Here is a 24488-nt window from a genome sequence, read left to right as displayed (position 1 = left end):
CAGCCGGTCCGGAAGGAGCAGGTGGGGGAGACGTGCGGGGCGGAGCGGTTTCTTGAGGTTGCTGCACACGTCCGACTGGCATCTGGGCCGGTCGTTCCACCGGGTGGGCATGCTCGGCGCCCAGGCCGACTTCATCGGTCACCTCGTCACGACCGTGCGCGAGCACGCCGTGGACGCCGTGGTCGTGTCGGGAGACGTCTACGACCGGGCGGTGCCACCGCTCGGCGCGGTCGAGCTGTTCGACGACGCCCTGCACCGGCTCGCCGAACTCGGCGTGCCGACCGTGTTGATCTCCGGCAACCACGACTCCGCCCGCCGGCTGGGGGTCGGCGCCGGGCTGATCGACCGCGCCGGCATCCATCTGCGCACCGAGCCCGCGGCCTGCGGCGCACCGGTGGTGCTGGCCGACGCGCACGGCGACGTGGCCTTCTACGGCCTGCCGTATCTCGAACCCGCCCTGGTCAAGGACGAGTTCGCGGTGCCGAAGCCGGGGCACGAGGCCGTGCTCGCCGCCGCCATGGAGCGGGTCCGCGCCGACCTCGCCGGCCGGGCGGCGGGCACCCGTTCCGTCGTGCTGGCCCATGCCTTCGTCACCGGGGGAGAGGCCAGCGACAGCGAGCGGGACATCACCGTCGGCGGAGTGGCCGCCGTACCCGCAGGGGTCTTCGACGGCGTGGACTACGTGGCCCTGGGGCATCTGCACGGCTGCCAGACGATCACCGAGCGCGTGCGCTACTCCGGTTCCCCGCTGGCGTACTCCTTCTCGGAGGCGGAGCACCGCAAGAGCATGTGGCTCGTCGACCTCGACGCCGACGGCGCGGTCACCGCCGAACGCGTCGACTGCCCGGTGCCCCGCGCGCTGGCCCGCATCCGCGGCCCGCTGGAGCGGCTCCTCGCCGATCCCGCGCTCGCCCGGCACGAGCAGGCGTGGGTCGAGGCGACGCTCACCGACCCGGTCCGCCCGGCCGACCCCATGGCCCGGCTCACCGAGCGTTTCCCGCACACCCTCAGCCTCGTCTTCGACCCCGAGCGCGCCCCGGACGACCCGGGCCTGTCGTACGCCGCCCGGCTCGCCGACCGCAGCGACCAGCAGATCGCGGAGGACTTCGTGGCGCATGTGCGCGGCGCCGGGCCCGACGAACGGGAACGGGACGTCCTGCGGGACGCGTTCGACGCGGTGCGCGCCGACGCCGCCGTGCGGGAGGTGGCACGGTGAGGCTCCACCGCCTGGACATCACCGCCTTCGGGCCGTTCGGCGGGGCGCAGACGGTCGACTTCGACGCGCTGTCCGCCGCCGGTCTCTTCCTGCTGCACGGCCCGACCGGCGCGGGCAAGACCTCCGTCCTCGACGCGGTCTGCTACGCGCTCTACGGCGCCGTCCCCGGTGCCCGCCAGGGCGCCCAGGGCCTGACGCTGCGCAGCGACCACGCCGCGGCGGCCGTCCGTACCGAGGTGCGCCTCGAACTGACCGTGGCCGGACGCCGGTTGGAGATCACCCGGCAGCCGCCCTGGGAGCGGCCCAAGCTGCGCGGCTCGGGCACCACGGTCGACAAGGCCCAGACCTGGCTGCGCGAGTACGACGCCGCCGCCGGCGCCTGGAAGGACCTCAGCCGCTCGCACCAGGAGATCGGCGAGGAGATCACCCAGCTGCTCGGCATGAGCCGCGAGCAGTTCTGCCAGGTCGTCCTGCTGCCGCAGGGCGACTTCGCGCGGTTCCTGCGCGCCGACGCCGAGGCCCGCGGCAAACTGCTCGGCCGCCTCTTCGACACGCGCCGCTTCGCCGAGGTCGAGAAGCGGCTGGCCGACCGCAGGAAGGCCACCGAGGCCCAGGTGCGCGAGGGCGACGCCGCGTTGCTCGCGGACGCCCACCGGATGCAGCAGGCGGCGGGCGGCGCCCTGGACCTGCCCGAACTGACACCCGGACAGCCGGGGTTGGCCGACGCCGTACTGATCGCCGCCGCCGTCGCCCGCAGCACCGCCCGCGAGGAACTGGCCGTCGCCCACTGCCGCCTCACCGCCGCCGAGAGCGCGCAGCACAGCGCCGAGCGCGCACTGTCCGACGTGCGTGAAGTGGTCCGGTTGCAGCAGCGGTTCGCCCAGGCGCGGCAGCGGGCCGCACTCCTGGCGGAACGGGCCGACACACACCGGGCGGAGCGGTCCCGCGTGGAGCGCGGACGCAAGGCCGAGGCGGTCGCACCGGCGCTGGAGCTGCGCGAGGCCGCCGACACCGAGCACCGCAGGGCAGCCGCCGCCGAGACGCACGCACGCGCCCTGCTGCCGGACACCTTCGCGGAAGCGGGCGCGGCCGGACTCGCGGCCGCCGCGCGCCGGGCCGCCGAGGAGCTCGGCCGGCTGGAGTCGGCCCGCCGCGCGGAGCACCGCCTGAACGAACTCACCGCAGAGCGCACCGGCCTGGACCGCCAGGAACGCGTCGACGACGACGTCCTCGCCGAGGCGGAGAGCTGGCTCGGCGCCTGGGAGACGGTCCGGACCGCTCTCCAGGCCCGGATCGCCTCGGCCCAGGCGGCCGCCGGCCTCGCCGAGCAGCTCGCCGTACGACGCGAGCCCGCGCGGGCACGCCTGGACGCCGCCCGGACCCGCGACCGGCTCACCGTGGACGTCGAAGCGGCGCGCCTGGGAGCCTTCGACGCGGAGAAGCACGCGACGCAGGCCCGCGCCGACTGGCTGGACCTGAAGGAACAGCGACTGAACGGCATCGCCGCCGAACTGGCCGCGGGCCTGCGGGACGGCGAGCCCTGCGCCGTCTGCGGGGCCACCGCGCACCCCGCGCCCGCCCGCAAGGTCGCCGGACACGTCGGGCGAGAGGCGGAGGAACGCGCCCTGGCCGCCTACCGCGACGCCCAGGAACGCCACGCGGTCGAGGAACGGCGGCTGGCCGCCGTACGCGAGGCGCGGGCCGCCGCCACCGCCGAGGCCGGTGACACCCCGACCGAACAACTGGTCCAACAGGCCGACGAGTTGGAGCGGCAGTACGCCGAGGCCCGTCGCGACGCCTCCGGACTGCACCCGGCGAACGAGGAGTTGAGGCAGGCCGAGCAGGAACGCGACCGGCGTACCGCGCTGCGCCAGGAGGCGGCCGTCCGGGCCGCCGCCCGGGTCGGCCACCGCGACCGGCTGGAGCGTGAAAAGGCCACGCTGGAGGCGGAGTTGGCACAGGCCAGCGGCGAGGCGGGCAGCGTCGCCGCGCGCAGCGCCCAGCTCGAGCGGCAGGTCGCCCTGCTCACCGACGCGGCCGACGCCGCCCGCACCGCAGAGGACACCGCGCGCCGGCTCAAGGACGCCGACGCGCGCCTGGCCGACGCCGCCTTCCGCGCCGGGTTCGACACCCCGCAGGCCGCGGCCGCCGCCCTGCTCGACGACGCCGCCCACCGCGAGCTGCAACGACGTCTGGACGCCTGGCAGTCCGAGGAGTCCGCGGTACGCGCCGTGCTCGCCGAGGCCGACACCGCGGCCGCCGCCCAGCAGTCGCCCGCCGACGGCGACGCCGCCGAGCGGGCCGCCGCCCTGGCCGACCGCCGGCTGCGGGAGGCCGCCTCCGGACGCGACGCGGCCGCCCGGCGCTGCGCCGAACTCGACCGGCTCTCCACCCGCGCGGCCACCGGGGCACGGCGCCTGGCCCCGCTGCGCGAGGAGTACGACCGGGTCGCCCGCCTGGCCGGCCTCGCCGCGGGCACCTCGGCCGACAACGAGCGCCGGATGCGCCTGGAGTCGTACGTGCTGGCGGCCCGCCTGGAACAGGTCGCCGCCGCCGCGAGCGCCCGGCTGGAGCGCATGTCGTCCGGCCGCTACACCCTCGTCCACTCCGACGACCGGACCGGCCGCGGCCGCAGCGGGCTCGGGCTGCACGTCGTCGACGCCTGGACCGGGCGGGAGCGGGACACGGCGACCCTGTCGGGCGGCGAGACGTTCTTCGCCTCGCTCTCCCTGGCGCTCGGCCTCGCCGACGTCGTCACCGACGAGGCGGGCGGGGTCCGGCTGGACACCCTCTTCATCGACGAGGGCTTCGGCAGCCTCGACGACCAGACCCTCGACGAGGTCCTCGACGTCCTCGACTCGCTGCGGGAGCGGGACCGCAGCGTCGGCATCGTCAGCCATGTCGGTGATCTGCGGCGGCGCGTCCACGCGCAACTGGAGGTCGTGAAGGGCCGCTCGGGCTCGGCGGTGCGGCAGCGGGACGTGGGGGGCGCGGGCTGAACCCGGGGCTCCGGGACCCGGCCGCGGCTTCGCGACCCGCCCGGCTCACCGGCCGAGCGGACGCCGGGGCAGGGGCGAGGAGTAGACGACGCTGGTGGTGACCGAGCCCAGCGTGCCGATCTTGCCCGACACCTCCTCCAGATGACGCATCGAGCGGGCCGCGACCTTGATGACGAAGCAGTCGTCGCCCGTCACATGGTGCGCCTCCAGGATCTCCGGCGTCACGGCGACGAGGTCGTGGAAGGGCTTGTAGTGGCCGTTCGGGTAGCGCAGGCGGACGAACGCGAGGATCGGCAGGCCGAGCCGCTCGGGATCGACGACCGCCGTGTACCCCTGGATGACCCCCGCCTCCTCCAGACGGCGCACCCGCTCGGTGACGGCGCTCGCGGACATCGAGACGGCACGGGCGAGTTCGGCGAAGCTGGCGCGGCCCTCGCGCTGGAGGGCGTCGAGGATCCGCCAGTCGGTGGCGTCAGGGGAATACGCGGTCATGACCGAGGAATAGCAGGGGAATCCCCGGCCGATCAAGTGGACGGCCGGGAAACACCACTTCAGGACGGCGATCATCACCCGTAGATTTCTGGGCATGGAGATCCGCCGCACCGCCGACGCGGCGGCCCGAGGGAAGGCCATACGATGACCGCCACCGCCGCCACTTCTGTCACCAACCCCGTCCTGCGCGTCGCCCCGGCGGCCCCGGCCGAGGCCGCCGCCTACTTCCGCGCGAGCCTCGTCTTCCACGCCGACGTCTCCGACGTAGCCGCCGCGCTCGCGGCCGAGGGCGACCCGGGCTTCGTCGTCCTGGACTCCCGCTCCACCGAGTCCTGGGACCAGGGCCACATCCCCGGCGCGGTCCACCTGCCGACCGCGCTCATCGCCGAGCAGGCCGCCCGGCTCCTCGACAAGTCGGTGCCGGTCGTGACGTACTGCTGGGGACCCGGCTGCAACGGTGCCACCCGGGCCGCCCTCGCCCTCGCCGAACTCGGCTACCAGGTCAAGGAGATGCTGGGCGGCTTCGAGTACTGGGTGCGCGAGGGCTTCGCCCACGAGACCTGGGAGGGCCCCGCGCGCCGTGACGCGGACCCGCTGACGGCACCGGTGGACGCGCAGGACTGCGGCTGCTGACCCGGCGACCGCTCGCCGAGCACGGCGTCACCGTCGACCCGGGCCCCGTGGACACCGGTTACGCGGGCGGCGACGATCTCACGGCCGTCGCCGCCCGCTTCCCGGCCGGTCGCCGGGTCAGGTCATCGGCTCGGAGGGCGGCTTCCGCAGGTGAGCCCCGCGGATCAGAGCCGCGACAGCTCGTCCACCAGGTCGTCCAGGCCCAGCGAGCCCTGCGACAGCGCCGCCATGTGCCAGGCCTTGAGGTCGAAGGCGTCGCCGTGCCGCTCGCGCGCCTTCGCCCGGCCCAGCAGCCAGGCCCGCTCGCCGAGCTTGTAGCCGATCGCCTGGCCGGGGATCGTGAGATAGCGGGTCAGCTCGCTCTCCACGAAGTCCGCAGGCCGGCTGCTGTGCGCGCCGAAGAACTCCTCGGCCAGCTCCGGGGTCCAGCGCTCGCCCGGGTGGAACGGGGAGTCCGCCGGGATCTCCAGTTCCAGGTGCATGCCGATGTCGACGATGACGCGCACGGCCCGCATCATCTGCGCGTCGAGATAGCCGAGCCGCTGCTCGGCGTCGGTGAGGAAGCCCAGCTCGTCCATCAGCCGCTCCGCGTACAGCGCCCAGCCCTCGGCGTTGGCGCTCACCCCGCCGAGCGTCGCCTGGTAGCGGGAGAGGTCCGCCGCGACGTGCGCCCACTGCGCGAGCTGGAGGTGGTGGCCGGGAACGCCCTCGTGGTACCAGGTGGAGACGAGGTCGTAGACCGGGAAGCGGGTCTGGCCCATCGTCGGCAGCCAGGTGCGGCCCGGACGGGAGAAGTCCTCCGTCGGCGCGGTGTAGTACGGAGCCGCGGCCCCGCCCGGAGGCGCGATGCAGGACTCCACCTTCCGCACCCGCTCGGCGAGTTCGAAGTGCGTGCCGTCCAGTGCGTCGATCGCCTGGTCCATCAGGCCCTGGAGCCAGTCGCGGACCTCGTCGACGCCCTCGATGTGCTTGCCGTGCTCGTCGAGATGCGCGAGCGCCACCCACGGCGTCGCCGCGCCCGGCAGGATTCGCTCGGCCTCCTGCTCCATCTCGCCGCGCAGCCGGTGGTACTCGGCCCAGCCGTACGCGTACGCCTCGTCCAGATCGAGGTCCGTGCCGTTGAAGTAGCGCGACCAGCGGGCGTAGCGCTCGCGGCCCACCGTGTTCGGCGCGCCCTCGATCGTGGGCGCGTACACATCACGCATCCAGTCCCGCAGCTCCACGACGGCCGCCGTCGCCCCGCGCGCCGCCTCGTCCAGCTCCGCGCGCAGCGCCTGCGGGCCGTCCGCCGCGAACTCCTCGAACCAGCCGCGGCCGCTGCCGTCCGGGGACGACCACTCGGTGAGCTGGTCGATGAAGGTGGCCGTCGGACGCGGTGCCGCGTACAGCTTGCGCTCCAGGCCCAGCGCGAGGGACTCGCGGTAGCCGTCGAGCGCGGCCGGCACCGCGCGCAGCCGCTCGGCGATCGCCGACCAGTCCGCCTCGGTCTGCGCCGGCGTGATGGTGAAGACCTCGCGCACCGAATGCGGCGCGGTGTGCAGGTTGCCGACCGCGCGCAGATGCTCGTCGGCCTCGTGCACGGCGAGCTCCGCGGTCAGCCGTTCGCGCAGCAGTCGTCCGCAGCGGCGCTCGATGTCGCGCTCCGCGCCCGGTTGCCGCTCGGCCTCGTCGAGCCGGGCGAGCGTGGTGCGGGCCAGTGCGGCGAGCGCGTCCTGTCCCGCGGGCGAGGTGTCGGGCAGACGGTTCGAACTCTCCCGCACGCCGAGATAGGTGCCGGTGATCGGGTCGAGGGCGATCAGGTCGTCGACATAGGCGTCGGCGACCTGGCGGGGCAACGGGCTCTTCGTCTCTGGCATGCGGACATCCTCGTACGGATTCCGGTGCCGCGTCAGCCCGGTTTACCGGCCGGGCGCGGCGCCGGTCGGGTCCGGTCAGACAGGCCTGGGTGTGCCCGGTCTGTCGGGCGGCAGCAGCGGGCCGCATTCCCACTGCTGGAAGATCAACCGGGTCTCGACCCTGGCCACTTCCCGCTGCGAGGTGAACTCGTCCAGCACCAGGCGCTGGAGGTCGGCCATGTCCGCGACCGCGACATGGACGAGATAGTCGTCGGGACCGGTGAGATGGAAGACGGTGCGCGCCTCCGGCAGCGCGCGTATCCGCTCCACGAACGGTCCCACCAGCTCCCGTCGATGCGGCCTGACCTGCACCGACAGCAGCGCCTCGAGGCCGCGCCCCAGCTTCGCCGGGTCGACCCGCAGCTGATGGCCGAGGATCACCCCCGAGCGGCGCAGCCGCGCCACGCGGTCCAGACACGTCGACGGTGCGACCCCGACCTGCGCGGCGAGATCACGGAACGTGGTCCGGGCGTCGTTCTGCAACAACCGCAGCAGGTGAAGGTCCACCGGATCCAGTACGACAGATTCGGCCATGACCCGAACGTAGCACGGTGTTCGAATCCATCGCCCCGGTCGCTGTTCACCCTTCCGTCCATGGACTCAGCGAGCACGTTCGCGCCGTACGACGACGTACGCCTTCCTTCGAGAGCACTGGCCACCGAGGCCGTGCACGCGGGCCGGGACGACCTCGCCCGCCAGGGACTCCACGCCCCGCCCATCGACCTGTCCACCACCTACCCCTCCTACGACAGCAGGGGTGAGGCCGCCCGTATCGACGCGTTCGCGCAGACCGGCGCCGAGCCGGACGGCCCGCCGGTCTACGCCCGGCTCGGAAATCCCACGGTCGCCCGCTTCGAGACGGCCCTGGCGCGGCTGGAGGGCACCGAGAGCGCGGTCGCGTTCGCCAGCGGCATGGCGGCGCTCAGCGCCGTGCTCCTGGTCCGCGGCTCGATGGGCCTGCGGCACGTGGTGGCCGTGCGCCCGCTGTACGGGTGCAGCGACCATCTGCTGACCGCCGGACTGCTCGGCTCGGAGGTGACCTGGACCGATCCGGCCGGCATCGCCGACGCCCTGCGCCCCGACACGGGCCTGGTGATGGTCGAGACCCCGGCGAACCCGACCCTCGCCGAGGTGGACCTGCGGGCCGTCGCCCACTCCTGTGGCTCGGTACCGCTGCTCGCCGACAACACCTTCGCCACACCCGTCCTGCAACGCCCGGCCGAGCAGGGGGCGCGGCTGGTGCTGCACAGCGCCACCAAGTACCTCGGCGGACACGGGGACGTGATGGCCGGCGTGGTGGCCTGCGACGAGGAGTTCGCCGGGCGGCTGCGCCAGGTGCGGTTCGCCACCGGCGGGGTGCTGCACCCGCTGGCCGGCTATCTGCTGCTGCGCGGTCTGTCGACGCTGCCGGTGCGGGTGCGGGCAGCGTCCGAGAACGCGGCCGAGCTCGCCCGCCGCCTCACCGCCGACCCGCGCGTCGCCCGTGTCCACTACCCGCGGATCGGCGGCGCGATGATCGCCTTCGAGGTCCACGGCGACCCGCACGAGGTGATCGCGGGCGTCCGGCTGATCACTCCGGCCGTGAGCCTCGGCAGTGTCGACACGCTCATCCAGCACCCCGCCTCCATCAGTCACCGGATCGTGGACGCGGCGGACCGGCAGGGGGCGGGCGTGGGTGACCGGCTGCTGCGGCTCTCGGTGGGCCTGGAGGACGTCGAGGACCTGTGGGCCGACCTGGACGGGGCACTGGGCGAGGCGGCCACGGCCGCCCCGGCCGCGGTGGCGGACGCGCGGCCGTCGGCCGTCTGAACAGGGCGGACCGGCCCGGCGGAGTGCTTCTCCGCCGGGCCGGTCCGGCGGCACCGGGACGCGAGGGTGGCGGCTCAGTCGCGGACGATCCGCTCGCCGTGCCACTCCTGGCGCCGCTCGTAGGGGCGCCGCGCGGCGGCCGTCGCCGTGTCCAGCCGGGCCGTGATCACCAGCGTGCCCTCCTCGATCTGGTAGTCGAGGGGCAGTCCCAGCCCGCGCATCGCGGCGACCATGCCGGTGTTGGAGGCCTGGGTCACGGCGTACACGCTCGCGCAGTGCGCCTCGGCGGCCATCGCGACCAGCCGGCCGAGGAGTTCGGCCCCGACACCGCGCCGCTGCCACTCGTCCTCGACGAGCAGCGCGACCTCCGTCTCGTCCCCGTCCCACAGCAGATGGCCGAGGCCGACGATGCGCCCGGACGCCGTCTGCACCGCGAGGGTCCGTCCGAAGCGCGGGCTGAGCAGGTGGTTCAGATAGCGGTCCGCGTCCTTGACCGGCCCGTGGTAGCGCATCGAGAGGGTGCGCGGCGAGCACCGCTCGTGCATGTCCTTCGCGGCCTTCAGGTCCGCGGTGTCGGCCCGGCGCACGGTGATGTCGTTGCCCTCGGGCAGCGTCAGTACGTCCTGGCCGATCGGCACGCGTGGGCCGAGCCGGGCGTCCAGTTCCACCAGGGCCCGCGCCCGCGCGAACTCGGTCGGCGTGAACGGCAGGTACGGCCGCTCCACGGTGATCACCCCGCCTTCCGGCGCCCGCAGCCGCATCACCGTGTCCTCCAGCACTCCTTCGACGGGTACGACGTCCGCCCCGCGTCCTTGGCCGAGCGGCCGGGCGGGCAGCGAGCGGATGGTGCACCGGCCCAGCAACTGACGCAGAGCGAGGGGCAGTTCGGCCGCGTCCAGGGCGGTGCGGGTGGCCAGTCCCAGCACCCGGGTGGGGGCGTCCACCAGGTCGTGCGCGTCGGCCCGTTCGATCCAGGTGGCGGTGCCGCCGGCCTGCGCCACCGCGCGGGTGATCTCGGTCGCGGGCAGCTCGTCGGGGGCCCGCAGCAGGAACTCGTCCACCGTCCCCTCGCCCAGCGGATGCGTCTGGAGGCTCAGGATGTCCACCCGCTGTCCGGCCAGCGCGGTGCACAGCGCCGCGAGTGATCCCGGCGCGTCCTTGACCGTCGTCCTCATGCGCCACAGGGTGCTCGCCCCGCCCTGGGACGGAACGGTCGCGCGCGAGGGGGCGAGCGGCCCGGCCTGCTCGGCGGAGCGCGGCCGGGTTCCGGTATCGGTCTCCGGGGGTGCGTGACCGTGGCGGCGTGCCCACCAGACGTGGAAGCCCGCCGTGGCCGCGAGTGCCGCCGCCGAGATCACCAGCAGGGCCGGGCCGTCCGGGCCGTGCCCGATCAGGTTCGCCACGGCGTCCGCCACCGCCACGGCCGTGAAGACGCCGGCGAGTTCCACCACATCCCTGCGCCAGTGGTGCACGGGGCGACCGTGCTTCGCTCGCGTCACATCAGACATGTCTCGATTCATGCAACCACTGTGAAGGATGTGTGTTGCGTGATCACGAACGCTTTGTGACTGAGCGGTAAAGACCGAATCTGTACTTTTTACTGCTTTTTGATTGCTGTGTTGCGCCACCGGACCGCCCGTCCATCGAACCAGTTCACCCCCGGTCGGGGCCCGGTGGCGCCGACCCACCGACTACGTCAGGCGGCCACCCCCTCCGTCAGCGCACTGCGCAGTCGCCGGGCCTGCGTCACCAGCCGGGAGGAGCCGCGCCTGGCCGCCGTCTGCGCCAGATGCGGCAGATCCCCGCGCGCACCGGACCGCTCGGCGCACTCCGAGGCCACCGTCAGCAGCTCCCCGAGCCCACGCCCTGCCGTCCCGGTGGCCGGCAGATCGGCGAGCAGGGGCGGCAGCGCCCGGCCGAGCAGGCCCCAGATGGTGGCGTTGGCCCCGGTGGCCGCCGCCGTCCGCAGCGAGTCGGCCAGCCGCTGCGGCTTCACGGCCGCAGAGCGCACCAGCTCCGCGAGGTCCGCGCCCAGCCTGGCCGTGTCCAGCTCGCCACGGGCCGCCAGCACCAGCAGCGCGTCCACGGCGGCGAGCCGGTCCTCCGCGTGCCGGGCGCCGAGCCCGTAGGCCACGCACAGGTGCACCGCCTCGCCCGCCTCCCCGCCCGATTCCGCGAGCAGCGGCAGGAAGCCGACGCCGCGGGTGTCGTCCACCGCGACCCGGGACAGGTCCAGCAGCACCCGCATCGCCACCAGCTCGCGCCGTTCCGGGAGCAGCGCCAGCCAGTGCGGGCGCAGCTCGTCGCTCCAGTGCAGGCAGTACTGCCGTCCGTCGAAGACACCCACCGGGCGGCCCAGAGGCGCGAACTCCGCCGGGAAGTCCTCCTGCAACTCGAGGAGTTCCGCGGACTCGATCAGGACCCGGGAGCCCGAGGCGCGACTGCGCCGCGGCGGCAGGGAGGGCGCCTCGGAGACGAGCCAGGCGGCGAGCCGTGTTCCCTCGGGGGTGCCGAGCGCCGCCGCCCGGGCGGCAGCCGCCGCGGCCGCCGCCCGGTCCGTGCGACGCACCCGCAGCAGCGCCTGCGCGAAGTCGGCCGCCGCGGGCCTGGCCCCCAGCCGCCGGTAGGCGTCGAGGCGCTCCACCAGCTCGTCCGGTTCCAGCAGGCCGGTGCTCCACGTGGGCGTCGACAGCAGGAACGGCAGCGGGTCGGTCCGTATCCGGTACGCCACCTCCCACACCCGGGCCTCGAAGGCGCGGGCGAGCGCGCTGTGCGGGCAGCCCCGCTCCCTCGCGCCCTGCACGACGGCCCGGTGCAGCTGGGCGGTCGTGCACTGTCCCGCCAGCGTCGCCAGGACGAGGTCCAGGGCGTCCTCGGTGTCCTGGAGCGCGTGGAAGGACGCCCCGTAGTAGTGCTCGGCCGGCTGGTGGTACCCGTGATCGGGGCGGGCGTCGCTCCACCACCGGCGTGCCGTCACCGGGGCGAGCGCCTCCAGCAGGCCCTCGCGGTCGCGGTGCACATGCCGTACCAGGCCGTCGAGTGCCCGCTCGAACGCGGCGACGTCCCCGGACGACGCCAGCACGGCGCCCAGTTCCTCCGCGAGTTCGACGGCCGAACCGGGCGCAGGGGCGAGCCGCAGCGGCACGGGTACCGGCGGCAGCACTTCCGGGTGCGCCACGGCGTCCTCGGCCCCGGGCGTGGCGCCCAGCGACCGCACCGCCCGGGTGCGCAGCATCGGGATCAACCCCGCCGCCGCGTCGGCGACCTCGGCGCGCACCTCGGCCGAGGCGACCTTCCCCAGGTGCCGCTCCGCGAGCTTGAGCGCCCGCTCCTGCACATCCGGATCGTCGTACCCGAAGGCCTGCGCCACCACGGGCAGCAGCTCACCGGCCGCCGCCGCGTCCCGGGCGAGCACCTTCCCGAGCAGCACCAACTGCGCCCGCACGAGCTTCTTCTCGGTACGGAACAGCACGGCGGCCGACATCTCCGACAGCCGACGGGTGGCCAGCTCGCCCTCGACGGCCAGCGCGCCCAGCACCGACTGGGCGTGCGCAGCCACCACGGAGACCGCGTCCGAGGCCAGCGCCAGCCAGTCGGCCGTCCGCTCCCGCTGCTCGTCCCGGGTGAGCGCCAGGGTCTTGAGCAACCGCAGGAACACCCTGTGGTCGGCGGCGGTACCGCCGCGCAGGAGCCGGGCCACGCACGCGTCGACGGTCGCCGTCCGGTCGAGGGCGCCCTCGAGGGTCAACAGGGCGATAGCGTCGGTCCAGTTGTTCGGCCCCTCCGCGGCCCCCCACTGCATACGACTGCCGATGTCGTCGGTCTCGAACAGCGCCGCCACCAGCCGTGCCAGGTGCGGATCCCGGCGCAACTGCTCCAGCACCGTGTCCCCGCGGTACCAGGTGGAGCCGATGCGTTCCACCCAGCCCCGCACATAGGCGTCGGTGGTCGGGACCGGGTGGCCCGAGAGCCGGACCAGTCCCGCCACCAGCTCGTGCGACACACGCGAGGCGGCCGGGCGCTCGGCCAGCCGACGGGTGACCTCGGCGAGCCATGCGGGGTCACGGTCGCCCAGGACGTGCAGCACCAGGTCCGGCCTGGTCGTCGACGACCACTGGAGGTCGGCGGCCGCGATCCAGCTCGCCACTCCCGCCGCCCCGGTCTGACAGGCGGCGCCGGCCAGATGCAGGGCGGGGTAGGCGCGTACCGCGTCCGACTCCCAGCGGCGTGGCCGCAGTTCCTTGCGGAGCTGCTTTAACTCGGGGAAGGCCGACCGCCGCTCGGCGTCCGTCATCCCGTCCAGCAGACGTACCACCTCGTCCGTCCGGCCCGTCCGCACCGCGTCCGTCAGTCCACTCATCGCGCACCCCCGTCGATTCCGGTCCCGATCAGCTCCGCGGCGGTGCCCCGCCGCGCCATCCGCACCGCGAGCGCGTGCTTGCACGGCCCGCGCCCACCCCGGTACTTGGCCCACCACAGGCAGCTGCACGTCAGCACCCCGGCCTCGTCCCGCACCCGGTGTATGTGTCCGTCCTCGGCCGTCACCGTCCCGGTCGCGCCGTCCAGGGCGACCGCCCCCGCCGCCACCAGGGCCCGGGCGGACCGCAGCCTGGGGTTGTGGCGCTCCACCCGCGCCGCGTCGTAGGGCAGTTCACGGTGGAAGTAGGCCGCCTCCGCCGTGTCGTACCCGACGCGGCCCGAGGTGCCCAGCCGGACCAGCGCCGCCCGGACCCGCTCCACCGCCAGACCCGAGGCGGCGGCGAGGTCGGCGACGTCGACGCGGGGCTCCCAGGCCAGCAGCACCGACAGCAGTTCGGCGTCGGCCGCCGCCTCGTCCGTGGCCAGGGCCTCCAGGACCCCGCCCTCGCCGGAGAAGCCGCGTGAGACGTCCGGCGACAGCGTCAGGGTCAGCCGCATGCCCGGCAGGACCACCTCCCAGGCACTCGCCGTCGCGGCGACGGAGCCGCCCGCCGGGGCGACCGGCGGCCCGTACACCCGCAGGGCCGTCGCGTGCCGCAGCACCCGCTGGAGTGCGACCAGTCGCTCCGGGCCGGGCAGGCACACCGCGCCGGACACCGCCCGGGTCGTCGGCCGCAGCCCACGGCCCGCGGGCACCACCCACAGCGGGCCGCCCGAGCCGCTGCGGCCCGAACCCCGGGGCAGCGCGCGCAGGAACCGCACCGCCTCGGCGGCGGGCAGTTCGGCCCGCAGATCGAATCCGGCCGCCACCACCTGGGCCTCGGCGAAGCCGCGCAGCCAGCGGTCGGGCAGCGGCACCTTCTTCTCCACGACCGGGCCGTCCAGCGTGGTGACGGCGAGTTCCTCGGGACCGACCCGCAGGTGCAGCGGATCGTCCCCGCCGAGCCGGGACAGCGCGTCGCGCAGCGGGTTGTTGACGTCCACGTTCGTCGTGCCGTGTCCCACCGCGCCGCCGTCCAGGCCGCCTTCGAGGACGTCCAGCCGCGCGTACACCCCGCCGCAGCCGGAGAAGGATTCAAAACGCAGCCGGTCGCCGTTGCCCGTCACCACCGGGTCCAGGGACGCGGGCAGCTGCCGCTGGTAGTAGCGCGCGACCGCCACGTCCGCCACCGCCAGCAGCCCCGCCGCGGCCACCTGCGGAGCCGTCAGGAACCCGGCGAAGAAGCGCGGATGGGCCTCGGCTCCCACGGGGGTCAGGCCGGCGGACGTCTCCAGCCCCAGTCGTCGGCCGCCCGCGGCGGATTCCAGCACGGAGGGTCGTCGATAGGCCACGGCCTGCAAAGATCGCGTCATGGGAAAACCGTAGAGGCGACCACTGACAATCGGCCTGACCTGCGAAAACGCCACCCTGCGGGGCTGGTTGGGGCAGGGGGTGACGCCACCTGCCGCAACGGTCCCCGGCGCGGCGCGCAGAACGCGGCCGGCGGCGGACGGCGCGCAGAACGCGCACCCGCCGCCGCCAGGCCCGGGGGCCCGGAGCTACTGCCCGACCCGCCCCGGCTGGAGGACCTGGGTGAACAGCACGGTGCCGTCCTGCTCGCGCAGCCGCACCGTCAGCTCCCCGCTGCCGCCGTCGATGTCGACCTCGCCGAAGAACTGGTAGCCGCCCGCGGGCGAGACGTTGGACGCCGTCGGCGCCTTCACGAACACCCGCTCGGGACCGAACGTGCCGTCCAGCGCGCTGGCCGGGAAGGCACCGGCGTTCAGCGGGCCCGAGACGAACTCCCAGAACGGCTCGAAGTCGGTGAACGCCGCCCGCGCCGGCTGGTAGTGCTGGGCCGAGGTGTGGTGCACGTCGGCCGTCAGCCACACGGTGCCCGTGATCCGCCGGTGCTTGATGTACCGCAGCAGTTCGGCGATCTGGAGCTCACGGCCGAGCGGCGCGCCCGGGTCGCCCTGCGCCACCGCCTCGAAGTTCGCCCGGCCCTCGGTGGCGTCGGGCACGACCAGCCCGATCGGCATGTCCGCGGCGATGACCTTCCACACCGCACGCGAACGCGACAGCTCCCGCTTGAGCCATTCCAGCTGCTCGCGGCCGAGGATGCCCTGGGGGTCCACGGTCTGGTCGTCCGGCGAGTTGGCGTTGCGGTAGGTCCGCATGTCCAGCACGAACACGTCGAGCAGCGGGCCGTGGCGCATGACCCGGTGGACCCGGCCCTGCGCCGCGCCCGGCCGCAGCGTCGAGATCGGGAAGTACTCGCCGAACGCCCGCCGGGCGCGGGCCGCCAGGGCGTCGACGCTCTTCACGGTGTAGCGGGTGTCGGAGTCCGCGATCACCTCGCCCGGGTACCAGTTGTTGCGCACCTCGTGGTCGTCCCACTGGATGACCGACGGCACCTGGGCGTTGAACCGCCGCAGGTTCTCGTCGAGGAGGTTGTAGCGGAAGTTGCCGCGGAACTCGGCCAGGGTCTCGGCGACCTTGGCCTTCTCCACGGTGGTGACGTTGCGCCAGGTGCTGCCGTCGGGCAGCGCCTGGGTCGCCGCGATCGGGCCGTCGGCGTAGATGTTGTCGCCGCTGCACACGAAGAAGTCCGGATCGAGCGCGGCCATGGCGTCGTAGATCCGGTAGCCGCCGAGGTCGGGATTGATGCCCCAGCCCTGTCCCGCCAGGTCACCGGACCACAGGAAGCGCACCCCGTGCCGTCGGCCGGCCGGCACGGTGCGGAAGGTTCCGGTGACGGGTTCGCCGGTGCGGCGCGGATCGTCCGGGTCGGCGAGCAGCACCCGGTAGTGGATCTGCTCGCCCGCGGGCAGCCCGTGCAGCCGGGTGGTGCCGGTGAAGTCGCTGTCGGGGCCCAGCAGCGGACCGTGCCAGGTGCGCGGGTTGCGGAACGACTCCGTGGCGGACGTCTGGACGGTCATCCGGGCCGGGCGGTCGGAACGCACCCACACCAGCCCCGAGTCGGACGTCACGTCGCCGCTCTGCACGCCCCAGTCCGCCCGGGGGCGCCCGGACCGGGCGAACGCGGGTGCGGCACCGAGGCCGAGGGGCACGGTCAGGGCCGCCGACGCGGCCAGCGAGCCGCGCAGCACGCTGCGACGGCCGGGGAACGGACGGTGTGACATGGATGCGCCTCCAGTGACGGGAACCGGCCGGTGTGCTGTGCCACCCCACACCTACTGGTACGCCGCGGCGCACACGCGAACCAGGAGTGAACAACGGGCCGCGCCGCCGGGACGCGCGAACCGGCCGCCGGCACGGCCCGGTTCACCCGGCGACCGCCGACGCCATCCGGTGTATCCCGGCACGGATCCGGGCGGGCGACAGATGCGCGTACCCCAGGACCAGCCGCACCTCCCCGGACGCGTCGCCTGCCGCACCCCCGGCAGGCGCGTGCGTGCAGTGCGTCAGCGGGCGTACGGCGACACCGGCGGCGGCCACGCGCGCGAGGAACCGTTCCTCGGGCCCGTACCGCCGCGGCAAGGCGGCGATCGCGTGCAGGCCCGCGGCGATCCCGGTCACCGACGCACCGGGGAAGGCCTCCTGGAGAGCGGTCACCAGGGTGTCGCGGCGCTCGCGGTAGGCCCGCTGGCAGCGGCGCAGCTGACGGTCGTAGTCGCCGCGCTCCAGGAACCGCGCGAAAGCGGCCTGGTCCAGGGCGGGGTGGCCGAGGTCCAGGGTCCGCTTGCGCTCCGCCACCTCGTCGGCCAGCGCGTCCGGCACCAGCAGCCAGCCCAGGCGCAGGCCCGGCGCGAGGGACTTGCTGACCGAACCCGCGTACAGGACGCGTTCGGGGTCCAGTCCCTGGAGCGCGCCGACGGGGGCGCGGTCGTAGCGGAAGTCGCCGTCGTAGTCGTCCTCCAGGACGAACCCGTCCACCGCGCGTGCCCAGTCGAGGAGTTGCGCGCGACGCCGTGCGGAGTAGGCGATCCCGGTGGGGTACTGGTGGGCGGGCGTGGTCACCACGGCCCGCACACCGGAGGCCTTCAACGGGCCGAGGGCGAGCCCCTCGCCGTCCAGCGGCAGCGGTACGACGCCGACGCCGGCCGCGGCGTACAGACCGGTGTGCTGGGGGCTGCCGGGGTCCTCCACGCCGACGGCGGGCAGCCCGCGCGCGTGCAGGACGGATCCGAGCAGGGACGTCGCCTGGGCCACCCCGGAGACGACCACGATCCGCTCCGGGTCGGCGACCACGCCCCGGCGTCGCGTGAGCAGTTCGGCCAGGGCGGCGCGCAGCCGGGGCAGCCCGCGCGGGTCGGGGTAGCCGAGGTGGTGGTGGGGCAGCTCGGCGAGCACACCGCGCAGCGCGGCGGTCCAGGCGGCGCGCGGGAACAGCGACAGGTCAGGGGTGCCGGGCACGAAGTCGACGCCGTCGCCGGGGGAGCGCGGAGCGAGGTCACGCGCGCGTGCGGGCGCGGACCGCACGGCACCGCCCACCCAGGTTCCGGCACCCCGGCCGCTGCGCAGATAGCCCTCGGCGGTCAACTGCTCGTAGGCGTCAGTGACCAGGCCGCGCGAGACACCGAGGTCCGCGGCGAGCTCGCGGCTGGACGGCAGCCGGGTGCCGGGTGCCAGACGGCCGCAGCGGACCGCCTCCCGCAGCGCGGCCTGCAGGGAGCGGCCACGCGCGCGTGCCGGCGCGGAGACGGCCGGCAGGAGCAGTTCCCAGGCGGGCGAGGCCGTGGAACCGGCCGGATTGGTCCCCGAAGACGTCATGGAAGTGGACCTTAAGCGGGGCCGCCGCGAAACCTAGCGTCACCCTCATGAACGCCACCCTCACGCGCGGCAGCCTCCTGGCCGCGCTCGCCTGCGTCCTCGTCGGCGCGTCCTTCACCGCCAACAGCGTCCTCGGCGACTTCCCTCACGCGGGCGGTCAGTTCCTGCGCTACGGCCTCGCCTGTCTGCTCCTGCTCCCGCTCGCCCGCGCGCGGGCGGCCGCCCGGCTGCGGGCGCTCACCCCGCGTCGGTGGGGCCGCCTCGCGCTGCTCGCCGCCGTCGGCATGGTCGGGTTCAACCTGGCCGTCCTCGCCGCCGAACGCTCCGCGGAACCCGCCGTCCCGGGTGTGCTCGTGGGCTGCGCGCCGCTGGTCGTGGCCGTCGTCGTCCCCCTGCTGGAGGGCCGCCGTCCCCGGCGGGCCGTCCTGTACGGGGCGTCCCTCGTCGCCGTCGGCGCCTGCACCGTCCAGGGTTGGGGGCGCACGGACGCGGCGGGCGTCGCCTTCTCCGGGTGCGCGCTGGTCGGCGAGGTCGGCTTCGCGGTCCTCGCGGTGCCCGTGCTCGCGGTCCTGGGCCCCAGGCTGCTGTCGGCCACGGTGTGCGGCCTCGCGGCCGTCGAGTCCGCCGCGGCGGGCCTGCTCCTGGACGGCGGGGCGTGGCTGAGGCGGCCCGACGCCGACGAGGCGGGCGCGCTGCTGTGGCAGGCGGTGGTCGTCACCGTCGTCGGCTTCGTGTGCTGGTACATGGGCATGCAGCGGATCGGCGCGGAACGCGCCACGCTGTTCTCCGGGCTCATCCCCGTCGCGGCGGCCTGCACCGCCCCGCTCGTCGGCACCGGTTCCTACGGCGCCGCCCAGGCCGTGGGCAGCGCCCTGGTCGGCGCCGGGGTCGCCCTGGGCTCGGCGGTGTCGTCCGCACGCGTGCGGGCATCGGCGACGTCGGCCGCACGCGTGCGGGGATCAGCGGCTTCCGTCGAGGATGACCCGGGCGACCAGGGCCGGATCGTCGCTCATCGGGCAGTGCCCGCAGCCGGGCAGCCGCACCAACCGGGCCCGGGGGATGATCTGCTTGGCGCGCACCCCCTGGCGGCGTACGAGCAGCAGGTCCCTGGTGCCCCAGGCCACGGTGACCGGGAGCCCGGGGATGTCGTCGGTGAACCGGACGTCCGCTCCGGCCCGCAGGGTCGCGTCGAAGCCTGGAGCGTGCGCCAGGGCGAGCGTCTCGGCGACCACGGCGTCGGGTGAACGGCGCCCGGGGCGGGCGTAGATCGTGCTCGTCAGCGCCGTACGGCCGGCCGCCGTGCGGGCCAGGCGCTCGACCAGCGGCAGTGGCATCCGGCGGGCGATCCGCCGCATCGCGAGCAGGACGCCGAAGGCGTAGCGCCGTTCGGCCTGTGACCAGAACCCGGCGGGGGACAGGGCCGTGACGGACCGTACGAGCTTCTCGCGCCCCAGGTCGAGGGCGAGCAGGCCGCCCAGGGAGTTGCCCGCCACATGGGGCCGGTCCAGCTCCAGCGCCTCGCAGAAGGCGCCGAACACGGCGCTCGTGGTGGGCAGATCGTAGGAGAGGCCGTCGGGCAGGCCCGGGGACGCGCCGAAACCGGGCAGGTCCACGGCGATCACGTCCCGCTCGGTGGAGAGGATGTCCACCACGGGGTCCCAGGCCTGCCGGTGGTGCCCTATTCCGTGCAGCAGGAGCAGTGGTTCGCCGCGGCCCACGCGCGCGTAGGAGACGGTCACGTTCTGCGGGCCCCGGGGGGACGGGACCGGGAAGGAGACGGTGGCGGACATGGGAGTGCTCCTCGGCTGGACTCGCTGACGGACGCCGTAGACAGCTTGTCAGCAATTACTACTGGCGGGTAGCCCTTCGCTGCCCTGCGTGTCATCCGGCCCGTCGGCGCCTCAGTGCGCCCCGTATGCCTCGCGGTTGGGCTCCGGACGCCCGGTCTCCGGAACGCGCCGGCCCCCTGACCCGGGGTTTCGCTGGGATGTCGGGAATGCGGCCCTGTGCGAACGCCTCATGAACGCTCCACGGCGATCGGCCCATATCGGGCCGGAAGGGTCGAGGATTGGTATTGACCAAGGGTGGAGCCCCCCTTATCGTCGCAGAGAAAGTGAAACAACCTTTAATAAACAAGGGCGCTTAAACGCCGCCGGATCACGGCGATTGCGGAGGACACGGTGGGGACCACGCAGCTGGAATCGGTACCGGAACCGAAGTACTGGCACCTCAGGACCGTGCTCAGCGAGGCACTGGACTCCGAGTTCGCCGTGGGTGAGATCCTGCCCAACGAGCGAGACCTCGCCGCCCGCTTCGGCGTCGCCCGCGCGACCCTCCGTCAGGCCCTGGAGCAGTTGGAGCTGGAGGGCCGCCTCCAGCGCCGTCGCGGCGTCGGCACGACCGTCGCCCCGCCCCGGGTCGGCGTGGCCGTCGGCACCGAACAGCACGCCTGGCCGGGATCGGCCGAGGACGCCTGGCAGCCCGTCGACTCCGCCCTGGCCGTGCCGCCCGCGGCCGTCGCCGGGATCCTGGGCACCGGTGCGGACGAACCCGTGCACACGGTACGCCGGTCCCGGACGAGCCATGGTCAGCCCGTCGCCGCCGAACTCCTGTACATCCCGCGGTCCTCGGTGCCCGACCTGTCCGCCATAGACACCCCGTCGGGCACGGCACGCGCGCGTGCCGTGCTGCGCGAGGTGCAGCGGCTGGAGCTGGAGGGCCGGGAGAACTCCGTCGAGCTCGGCTCGGCCCGCGCCGACGAGGCGAAGGAACTGGACCGGCTGCCCGGCGCCCCCGTCCTCGTCGTCACCACCCGCTTCCTCAGCGGGGGCGGTGTCGCCGCGCTCTCCGTGGCCACCTACCGCGCGGACACCTGCCGGCTCACCTTCGGCGCCTCGGGCGGCGTGGAGATCCATCACGGACCGGAGCGGCGCGCCTCCTGACCGACGGCGTCCCGCCCGCGCCCCGGAACTCCACCGGGGCGCGCGGCGTTCTCCATGACGACAGCCCACGACGAACCGTCAGCTCCCCCATTCGTGCCCGCCCGCCGCGATCGACGTCCGCGCGCCGCCCGCCGTGGCTCCCGCCCGCCGGGCCGGCCGAGGGGCGGGCCCGTGCCCGGCGGGCGGTCTGGTCAGTGCCGTGCGGTCGCCGTGCCCTCCACCGCGAACAACTGCTTCTCCACATGGTCCAGGGCCAGCCGCAGCGCGCCGGTCGCCACGGCCGCCTCGCCGAGCAGGGACAGGGTCACCTTCGGCGGCCGCAGACAGTAGCGGGCCAGCTCGCGCCGCAGCGGCTCCAGCACCCCGTCCAGACCGGCCGCCCAGCCCCCGATGACCACCAGTTCCGGGTCGAGCGCGAGAGCGAGCGCGGCGACGTCGTGGACGAGCCGCTGTATGAAGCGGTCGACGGCCGCCAGCGCCCGCTGGTCGCCCTGGCGCGCCTGCGCGAAGACCTGCGCGACCGCCTGCTCGTCCAGTGGATGCAGCGGCTCGTCCGTGGTCGACAGCAGCGTCTCCGGAGTGACCTCCCGGCCCAGCAGATGCAGCGCCCCGATCTCGCCGGCCGCCCCGCCGAACCCGCGGTGCAGCCGCCCGCCGATCAGGGAACCGGCCCCCGGACTCAGTCCGGCCAGCACGAACACGATGTCGTCCGACTCCCTGGCGGAGCCCTTCCAGTGCTCGGCGACGGCCGCCGCGTTCGCGTCGTTCTCGACCAGCACCGGACACTTGAAGGAACGGCTCAGCCGTTCGCCGAGGCGCAGCCCGGTCCACTCGGGCAGCGCGGTGCCCAGCCGTACGGTGCCGTCCGCCTCGACGATCCCGGGGGTCGCCACTCCCACCGCGCGCAGCGAGTTCCGGGGCACCCCGGCCCGCCGCAGCAGCTCGGCGACCGCGGTGCGCAGCCGCTCCAGGCGGTCGTCGGCGGAGGCCGTCTCCTCGACGTCCTTGGCCTGGGCCCCTATGATCCGGCCGTCCAGGTCGGCCAGGAGCGCGGCGACCCGGTGCGAGCCGATCTCCAGCCCCAGCAGATGACCGGCCTCCGCCCGGAACCGGAACCGGCGCGCGGGTCGCCCCTGACGCCGTGTCGCGCCCTCCTCGGCGGCCGTCTCGACGACCAGGCCGCCCACGATGAGGTCCTCGACGACGCCCTCGACCGTGGGCCGGGACAGCCCCGTCACCCGGGTGATCTCGGTCAGCGTCGCGCAGTCCGTGGCACGCAGCGCGTGCAGCACCACCGCGGAGTTGATCCTCCGCAGCAGCGAGGGATCCCCGCCGGTCAGCCGCCCCAACGTCCGTCCTCCCAGCTCGTGCGCGTGTTGGCCGGATCGTACTCGTCGCGGAGGGGCCCGGCGAGCTCCGGGCACCCGGTCCGCCCCGGGCGTACCGTTTCAGCTCGGTGTCACGAACCCGGACTCGTACGCCGTGATCACCGCCTGCGTGCGGTCCCGGGCCCCCAGCTTGGCCAGTACGGCGCTGACGTGCGACTTCACCGTCTCGGTACCGACCGTCAGCCGGGCGGCTATCTCCCCGTTGGACAGTCCCCGGGTCATGAGGCGCAACACCTCCGCCTCCCGCTCGGTCAGCCGGGCCCGTTCCAGTACCGCCCGGGCCTGTACGTTCCCGGGCCGACCGCCGTACTCGGCGGCCAACTGCCGTACCGACGCCGGGAAGAGCAGCGAGCCGCCCTCGGCGACCAGCCGTACCGCGTGCACGATCTCGGCCGGCCGGGCCCGCTTGAGCAGGAAACCGTCGGCACCCGCGCGCAGCGCGTCGTACACGTACTCGTCGTTCTCGAACGTGGTCACCACGATGATCTTCGGTGGTTCGTCGACCGTCCGCAGCACCGCGCGGGTGGCCTCGATCCCGTCCATCAGGGGCATGCGCACGTCCATCGCGACCACGTCGGGCCGCAACCGCCGCACCAGCGGGATCACCGCCGCGCCGTCCGCCGCCTCGCCGACCACCGTGATGTCGGGCTGTGACTCCAGCACGGCCCGCAGACCGGCGCGTACGAGGGGCTCGTCGTCGACGAGCAGAACGGTGAGCGGCATCCGGCCAGCGTAGATCAGCGCAGCGGCAGCTCCACGAGCACCTGCCAGTCCCCCTCGTACGGACCCGTGTGCGCGTGCCCGCCGAGCAGGGCCGCGCGTTCGCGTATCCCGCGCAGCCCGCTGCCCCGGCCGGGCCCCGGCGCGCCGCCCGCCAGCGGATTGCGCACCTCCAGGCCGAGGGTTCCGTCCGTGACCTCGACGCGCACCCGGACCGGAACGGCTCCCGCGTGCCGCAGCACATTGGTCAGCGACTCCTGGAGGATGCGGTAGCCCTCGCGGGAGACCGCTCCGGGCACGGTGTCGAGGGGACCGGTCATGTCGGCCTCGACCTTCGCGCCCGAGGCGCGCGCGGACTCCAGCAGCCGGCCGGCGTCCGTGAGGGTCGGCCGGCTGCTCACCGGCCGCCGCGACTCGCGCAGCACGCCGAGGACGTGCTCCAGGTCCTCCAGGGCGGCCCGGCCGGTCTCCTCGATGGCGCCCAGGGCCCGGTCGGTGAAGGCGGGATCACCCGCCGCCCGTGCGGCGCCCGCCTGCACGACGGCCACGGTCAGGGCGTGGCCGATGGAGTCGTGGAGCTCGCGCGCGATCCGGTTGCGTTCGAGGAGTTGCTCGGTGCGCTCCTCCAGCGCGGCGAGACGTTCGGCGGGCGAGGGGCCCAGCAGACGGGGGGCCAGAGCGGTGATGACCCGGCCCGGGACGACCACGGCGACCGCCAGCGCGACCAGCACCGGCGGCACGAGCAGGACGTGCCAGCGGTGAGGGCCGTCGAGGAAGAACAGCGACCCCTCCCCGACGTTCCGGCCGAGGGCCGAGCGCACCAGGTCCACCGCGGCGAGGAGGAGCCGGACGACGGACATGGCGGTCGCACAGCCCAGCAGCAGCCGCGCCTGCAGCCACACCACGAGCCGCCCCCGGTCGCCCCAGGCGGTGGACGGCGCGACGACGATGCCGGTGCTCCCGCTGTCGTGCCCGTGACCGGTCAGCAGCAGTCTGGCCTGGAGCCCCTCCACGGTGCGCATCGCGGGCACCATCCCGGCGGGGACGAGGAGCACGGCGGCGAACGCCCAGGTCCACCACGCCTCCTCGACGAACAGCCACATGCTCGGCCACACGATCGCGATGAACAGATGCAGCAGCCGTGTGTACGTCACCACCCGTCCGAACGGGCGCAGCAGTCGGACCATTGCGACATCGTGCCAGCCCCCACCGACAACGGACCTCCCCCGGGCGGGGGAGACGTCCTCCACCCACGGGG

The 24488-nt window shown here is 74.5% G+C and carries 17 protein-coding genes and 1 pseudogene; 6 read left to right on the top strand and 12 right to left on the bottom strand.

Going from position 1 to position 24488, the window contains the following annotated elements:
• The first annotated feature begins 52 nt into the window (after positions 1–52).
• Positions 53–1216 (top strand): exonuclease SbcCD subunit D, encoded by a 1164-nt coding sequence (locus ACWC24_RS09880; RefSeq protein WP_450662315.1) that lies wholly within the window; start codon positions 53–55, stop codon positions 1214–1216.
• Positions 1213–4215 carry an AAA family ATPase gene (locus ACWC24_RS09875; protein WP_450662314.1) on the top strand — a complete coding sequence of 1001 codons (3003 nt, stop codon included), beginning with the start codon at positions 1213–1215 and terminating at the stop codon, positions 4213–4215. The genes ACWC24_RS09880 and ACWC24_RS09875 overlap by 4 nt, the downstream gene beginning before the upstream one ends.
• A 45-nt stretch (positions 4216–4260) precedes the next feature.
• Here the strand turns inward: ACWC24_RS09875 and ACWC24_RS09870 are convergent, their stop codons facing one another.
• A complete protein-coding gene (locus ACWC24_RS09870; RefSeq protein ID WP_375982675.1) occupies positions 4261–4707 on the bottom strand; it encodes an Lrp/AsnC family transcriptional regulator in 447 nt (148 codons plus the stop codon).
• 144 nt (positions 4708–4851) lie between these two features.
• On the opposite strand from ACWC24_RS09870, the gene ACWC24_RS09865 reads away from it, so the two are divergent.
• Positions 4852–5340 (top strand): rhodanese-like domain-containing protein, encoded by a 489-nt coding sequence (locus ACWC24_RS09865; RefSeq protein ID WP_450662313.1) that lies wholly within the window; start codon positions 4852–4854, stop codon positions 5338–5340.
• A gap of 164 nt (positions 5341–5504) precedes the next feature.
• Here the strand turns inward: ACWC24_RS09865 and ACWC24_RS09860 are convergent, their stop codons facing one another.
• Together ACWC24_RS09860 and ACWC24_RS09855 are read right to left on the bottom strand one after the other, a co-directional pair.
• Entirely contained in the window at positions 5505–7196 is a 1692-nt protein-coding gene (locus ACWC24_RS09860; RefSeq protein WP_450662312.1) for a DUF885 domain-containing protein, read from the bottom strand.
• A gap of 75 nt (positions 7197–7271) precedes the next feature.
• Positions 7272–7769 carry an Lrp/AsnC family transcriptional regulator gene (locus tag ACWC24_RS09855; RefSeq protein WP_450662311.1) on the bottom strand — a complete coding sequence of 166 codons (498 nt, stop codon included), beginning with the start codon at positions 7767–7769 and terminating at the stop codon, positions 7272–7274.
• A gap of 60 nt (positions 7770–7829) precedes the next feature.
• Between ACWC24_RS09855 and ACWC24_RS09850 the strand changes: the two genes are divergently transcribed.
• Entirely contained in the window at positions 7830–9044 is a 1215-nt protein-coding gene (locus tag ACWC24_RS09850; protein WP_450662310.1) for a trans-sulfuration enzyme family protein, read from the top strand.
• 74 nt (positions 9045–9118) lie between these two features.
• On the opposite strand, the gene ACWC24_RS09845 is transcribed toward ACWC24_RS09850, so the two are convergent.
• From ACWC24_RS09845 to pdxR, 5 genes are all read right to left on the bottom strand, one after another.
• On the bottom strand, positions 9119–10552 hold the full coding sequence (locus ACWC24_RS09845) for a GNAT family N-acetyltransferase (RefSeq protein ID WP_450662309.1): 1434 nt from the start codon (positions 10550–10552) through the stop codon (positions 9119–9121).
• Positions 10553–10740: 188 nt separating this feature from the next.
• A complete protein-coding gene (locus tag ACWC24_RS09840; protein WP_450662308.1) occupies positions 10741–13404 on the bottom strand; it encodes a DUF7824 domain-containing protein in 2664 nt (887 codons plus the stop codon).
• On the bottom strand, positions 13401–14816 hold the full coding sequence (locus ACWC24_RS09835) for an SWIM zinc finger family protein (protein ID WP_450662307.1): 1416 nt from the start codon (positions 14814–14816) through the stop codon (positions 13401–13403). The genes ACWC24_RS09840 and ACWC24_RS09835 overlap by 4 nt, the downstream gene beginning before the upstream one ends.
• Before the next feature lie 186 nt (positions 14817–15002).
• Complete coding sequence (locus tag ACWC24_RS09830) at positions 15003–16589, bottom strand: alkaline phosphatase D family protein (protein ID WP_450662306.1); 1587 nt, start codon at positions 16587–16589, stop codon at positions 15003–15005.
• A gap of 142 nt (positions 16590–16731) precedes the next feature.
• Positions 16732–18180 (bottom strand): MocR-like pyridoxine biosynthesis transcription factor PdxR, encoded by a 1449-nt coding sequence (pdxR, locus tag ACWC24_RS09825; protein WP_450662305.1) that lies wholly within the window; start codon positions 18178–18180, stop codon positions 16732–16734.
• Positions 18181–18227: 47 nt separating this feature from the next.
• Between pdxR and ACWC24_RS09820 the strand changes: the two are divergent.
• Positions 18228–19064, top strand: a pseudogene (locus tag ACWC24_RS09820) (EamA family transporter); the annotation flags it as partial.
• A gap of 75 nt (positions 19065–19139) precedes the next feature.
• On the opposite strand, the gene ACWC24_RS09815 reads toward ACWC24_RS09820, so the two are convergent.
• On the bottom strand, positions 19140–19970 hold the full coding sequence (locus ACWC24_RS09815) for an alpha/beta fold hydrolase (protein ID WP_450662304.1): 831 nt from the start codon (positions 19968–19970) through the stop codon (positions 19140–19142).
• 390 nt (positions 19971–20360) lie between these two features.
• On the opposite strand from ACWC24_RS09815, the gene ACWC24_RS09810 reads away from it, so the two are divergent.
• Positions 20361–21122, top strand: coding sequence for a GntR family transcriptional regulator (locus tag ACWC24_RS09810; RefSeq protein ID WP_450662303.1), 762 nt, complete (start codon positions 20361–20363; stop codon positions 21120–21122).
• A 191-nt stretch (positions 21123–21313) separates the two neighbouring features.
• Here the strand turns inward: ACWC24_RS09810 and ACWC24_RS09805 are convergent, their stop codons facing one another.
• The 3 genes from ACWC24_RS09805 to ACWC24_RS09795 form a co-directional block, all read right to left on the bottom strand.
• Entirely contained in the window at positions 21314–22471 is a 1158-nt protein-coding gene (locus ACWC24_RS09805; RefSeq protein ID WP_450662302.1) for an ROK family transcriptional regulator, read from the bottom strand.
• Between the two features lie 99 nt (positions 22472–22570).
• Positions 22571–23233, bottom strand: a complete 663-nt coding sequence (locus ACWC24_RS09800; protein ID WP_450662301.1) for a response regulator transcription factor — start codon at positions 23231–23233, stop codon at positions 22571–22573.
• Positions 23234–23247: 14 nt separating this feature from the next.
• Positions 23248–24417 carry a sensor histidine kinase gene (locus ACWC24_RS09795; RefSeq protein WP_450662300.1) on the bottom strand — a complete coding sequence of 390 codons (1170 nt, stop codon included), beginning with the start codon at positions 24415–24417 and terminating at the stop codon, positions 23248–23250.
• Between the last annotated feature and the right edge of the window lie 71 nt (positions 24418–24488).

This window comes from Streptomyces sp. NPDC001443, assembly GCF_053597355.1.
Note: the sequence above shows the minus strand (reverse complement) of the source record. Positions and strands in the feature narration are given on the sequence as shown.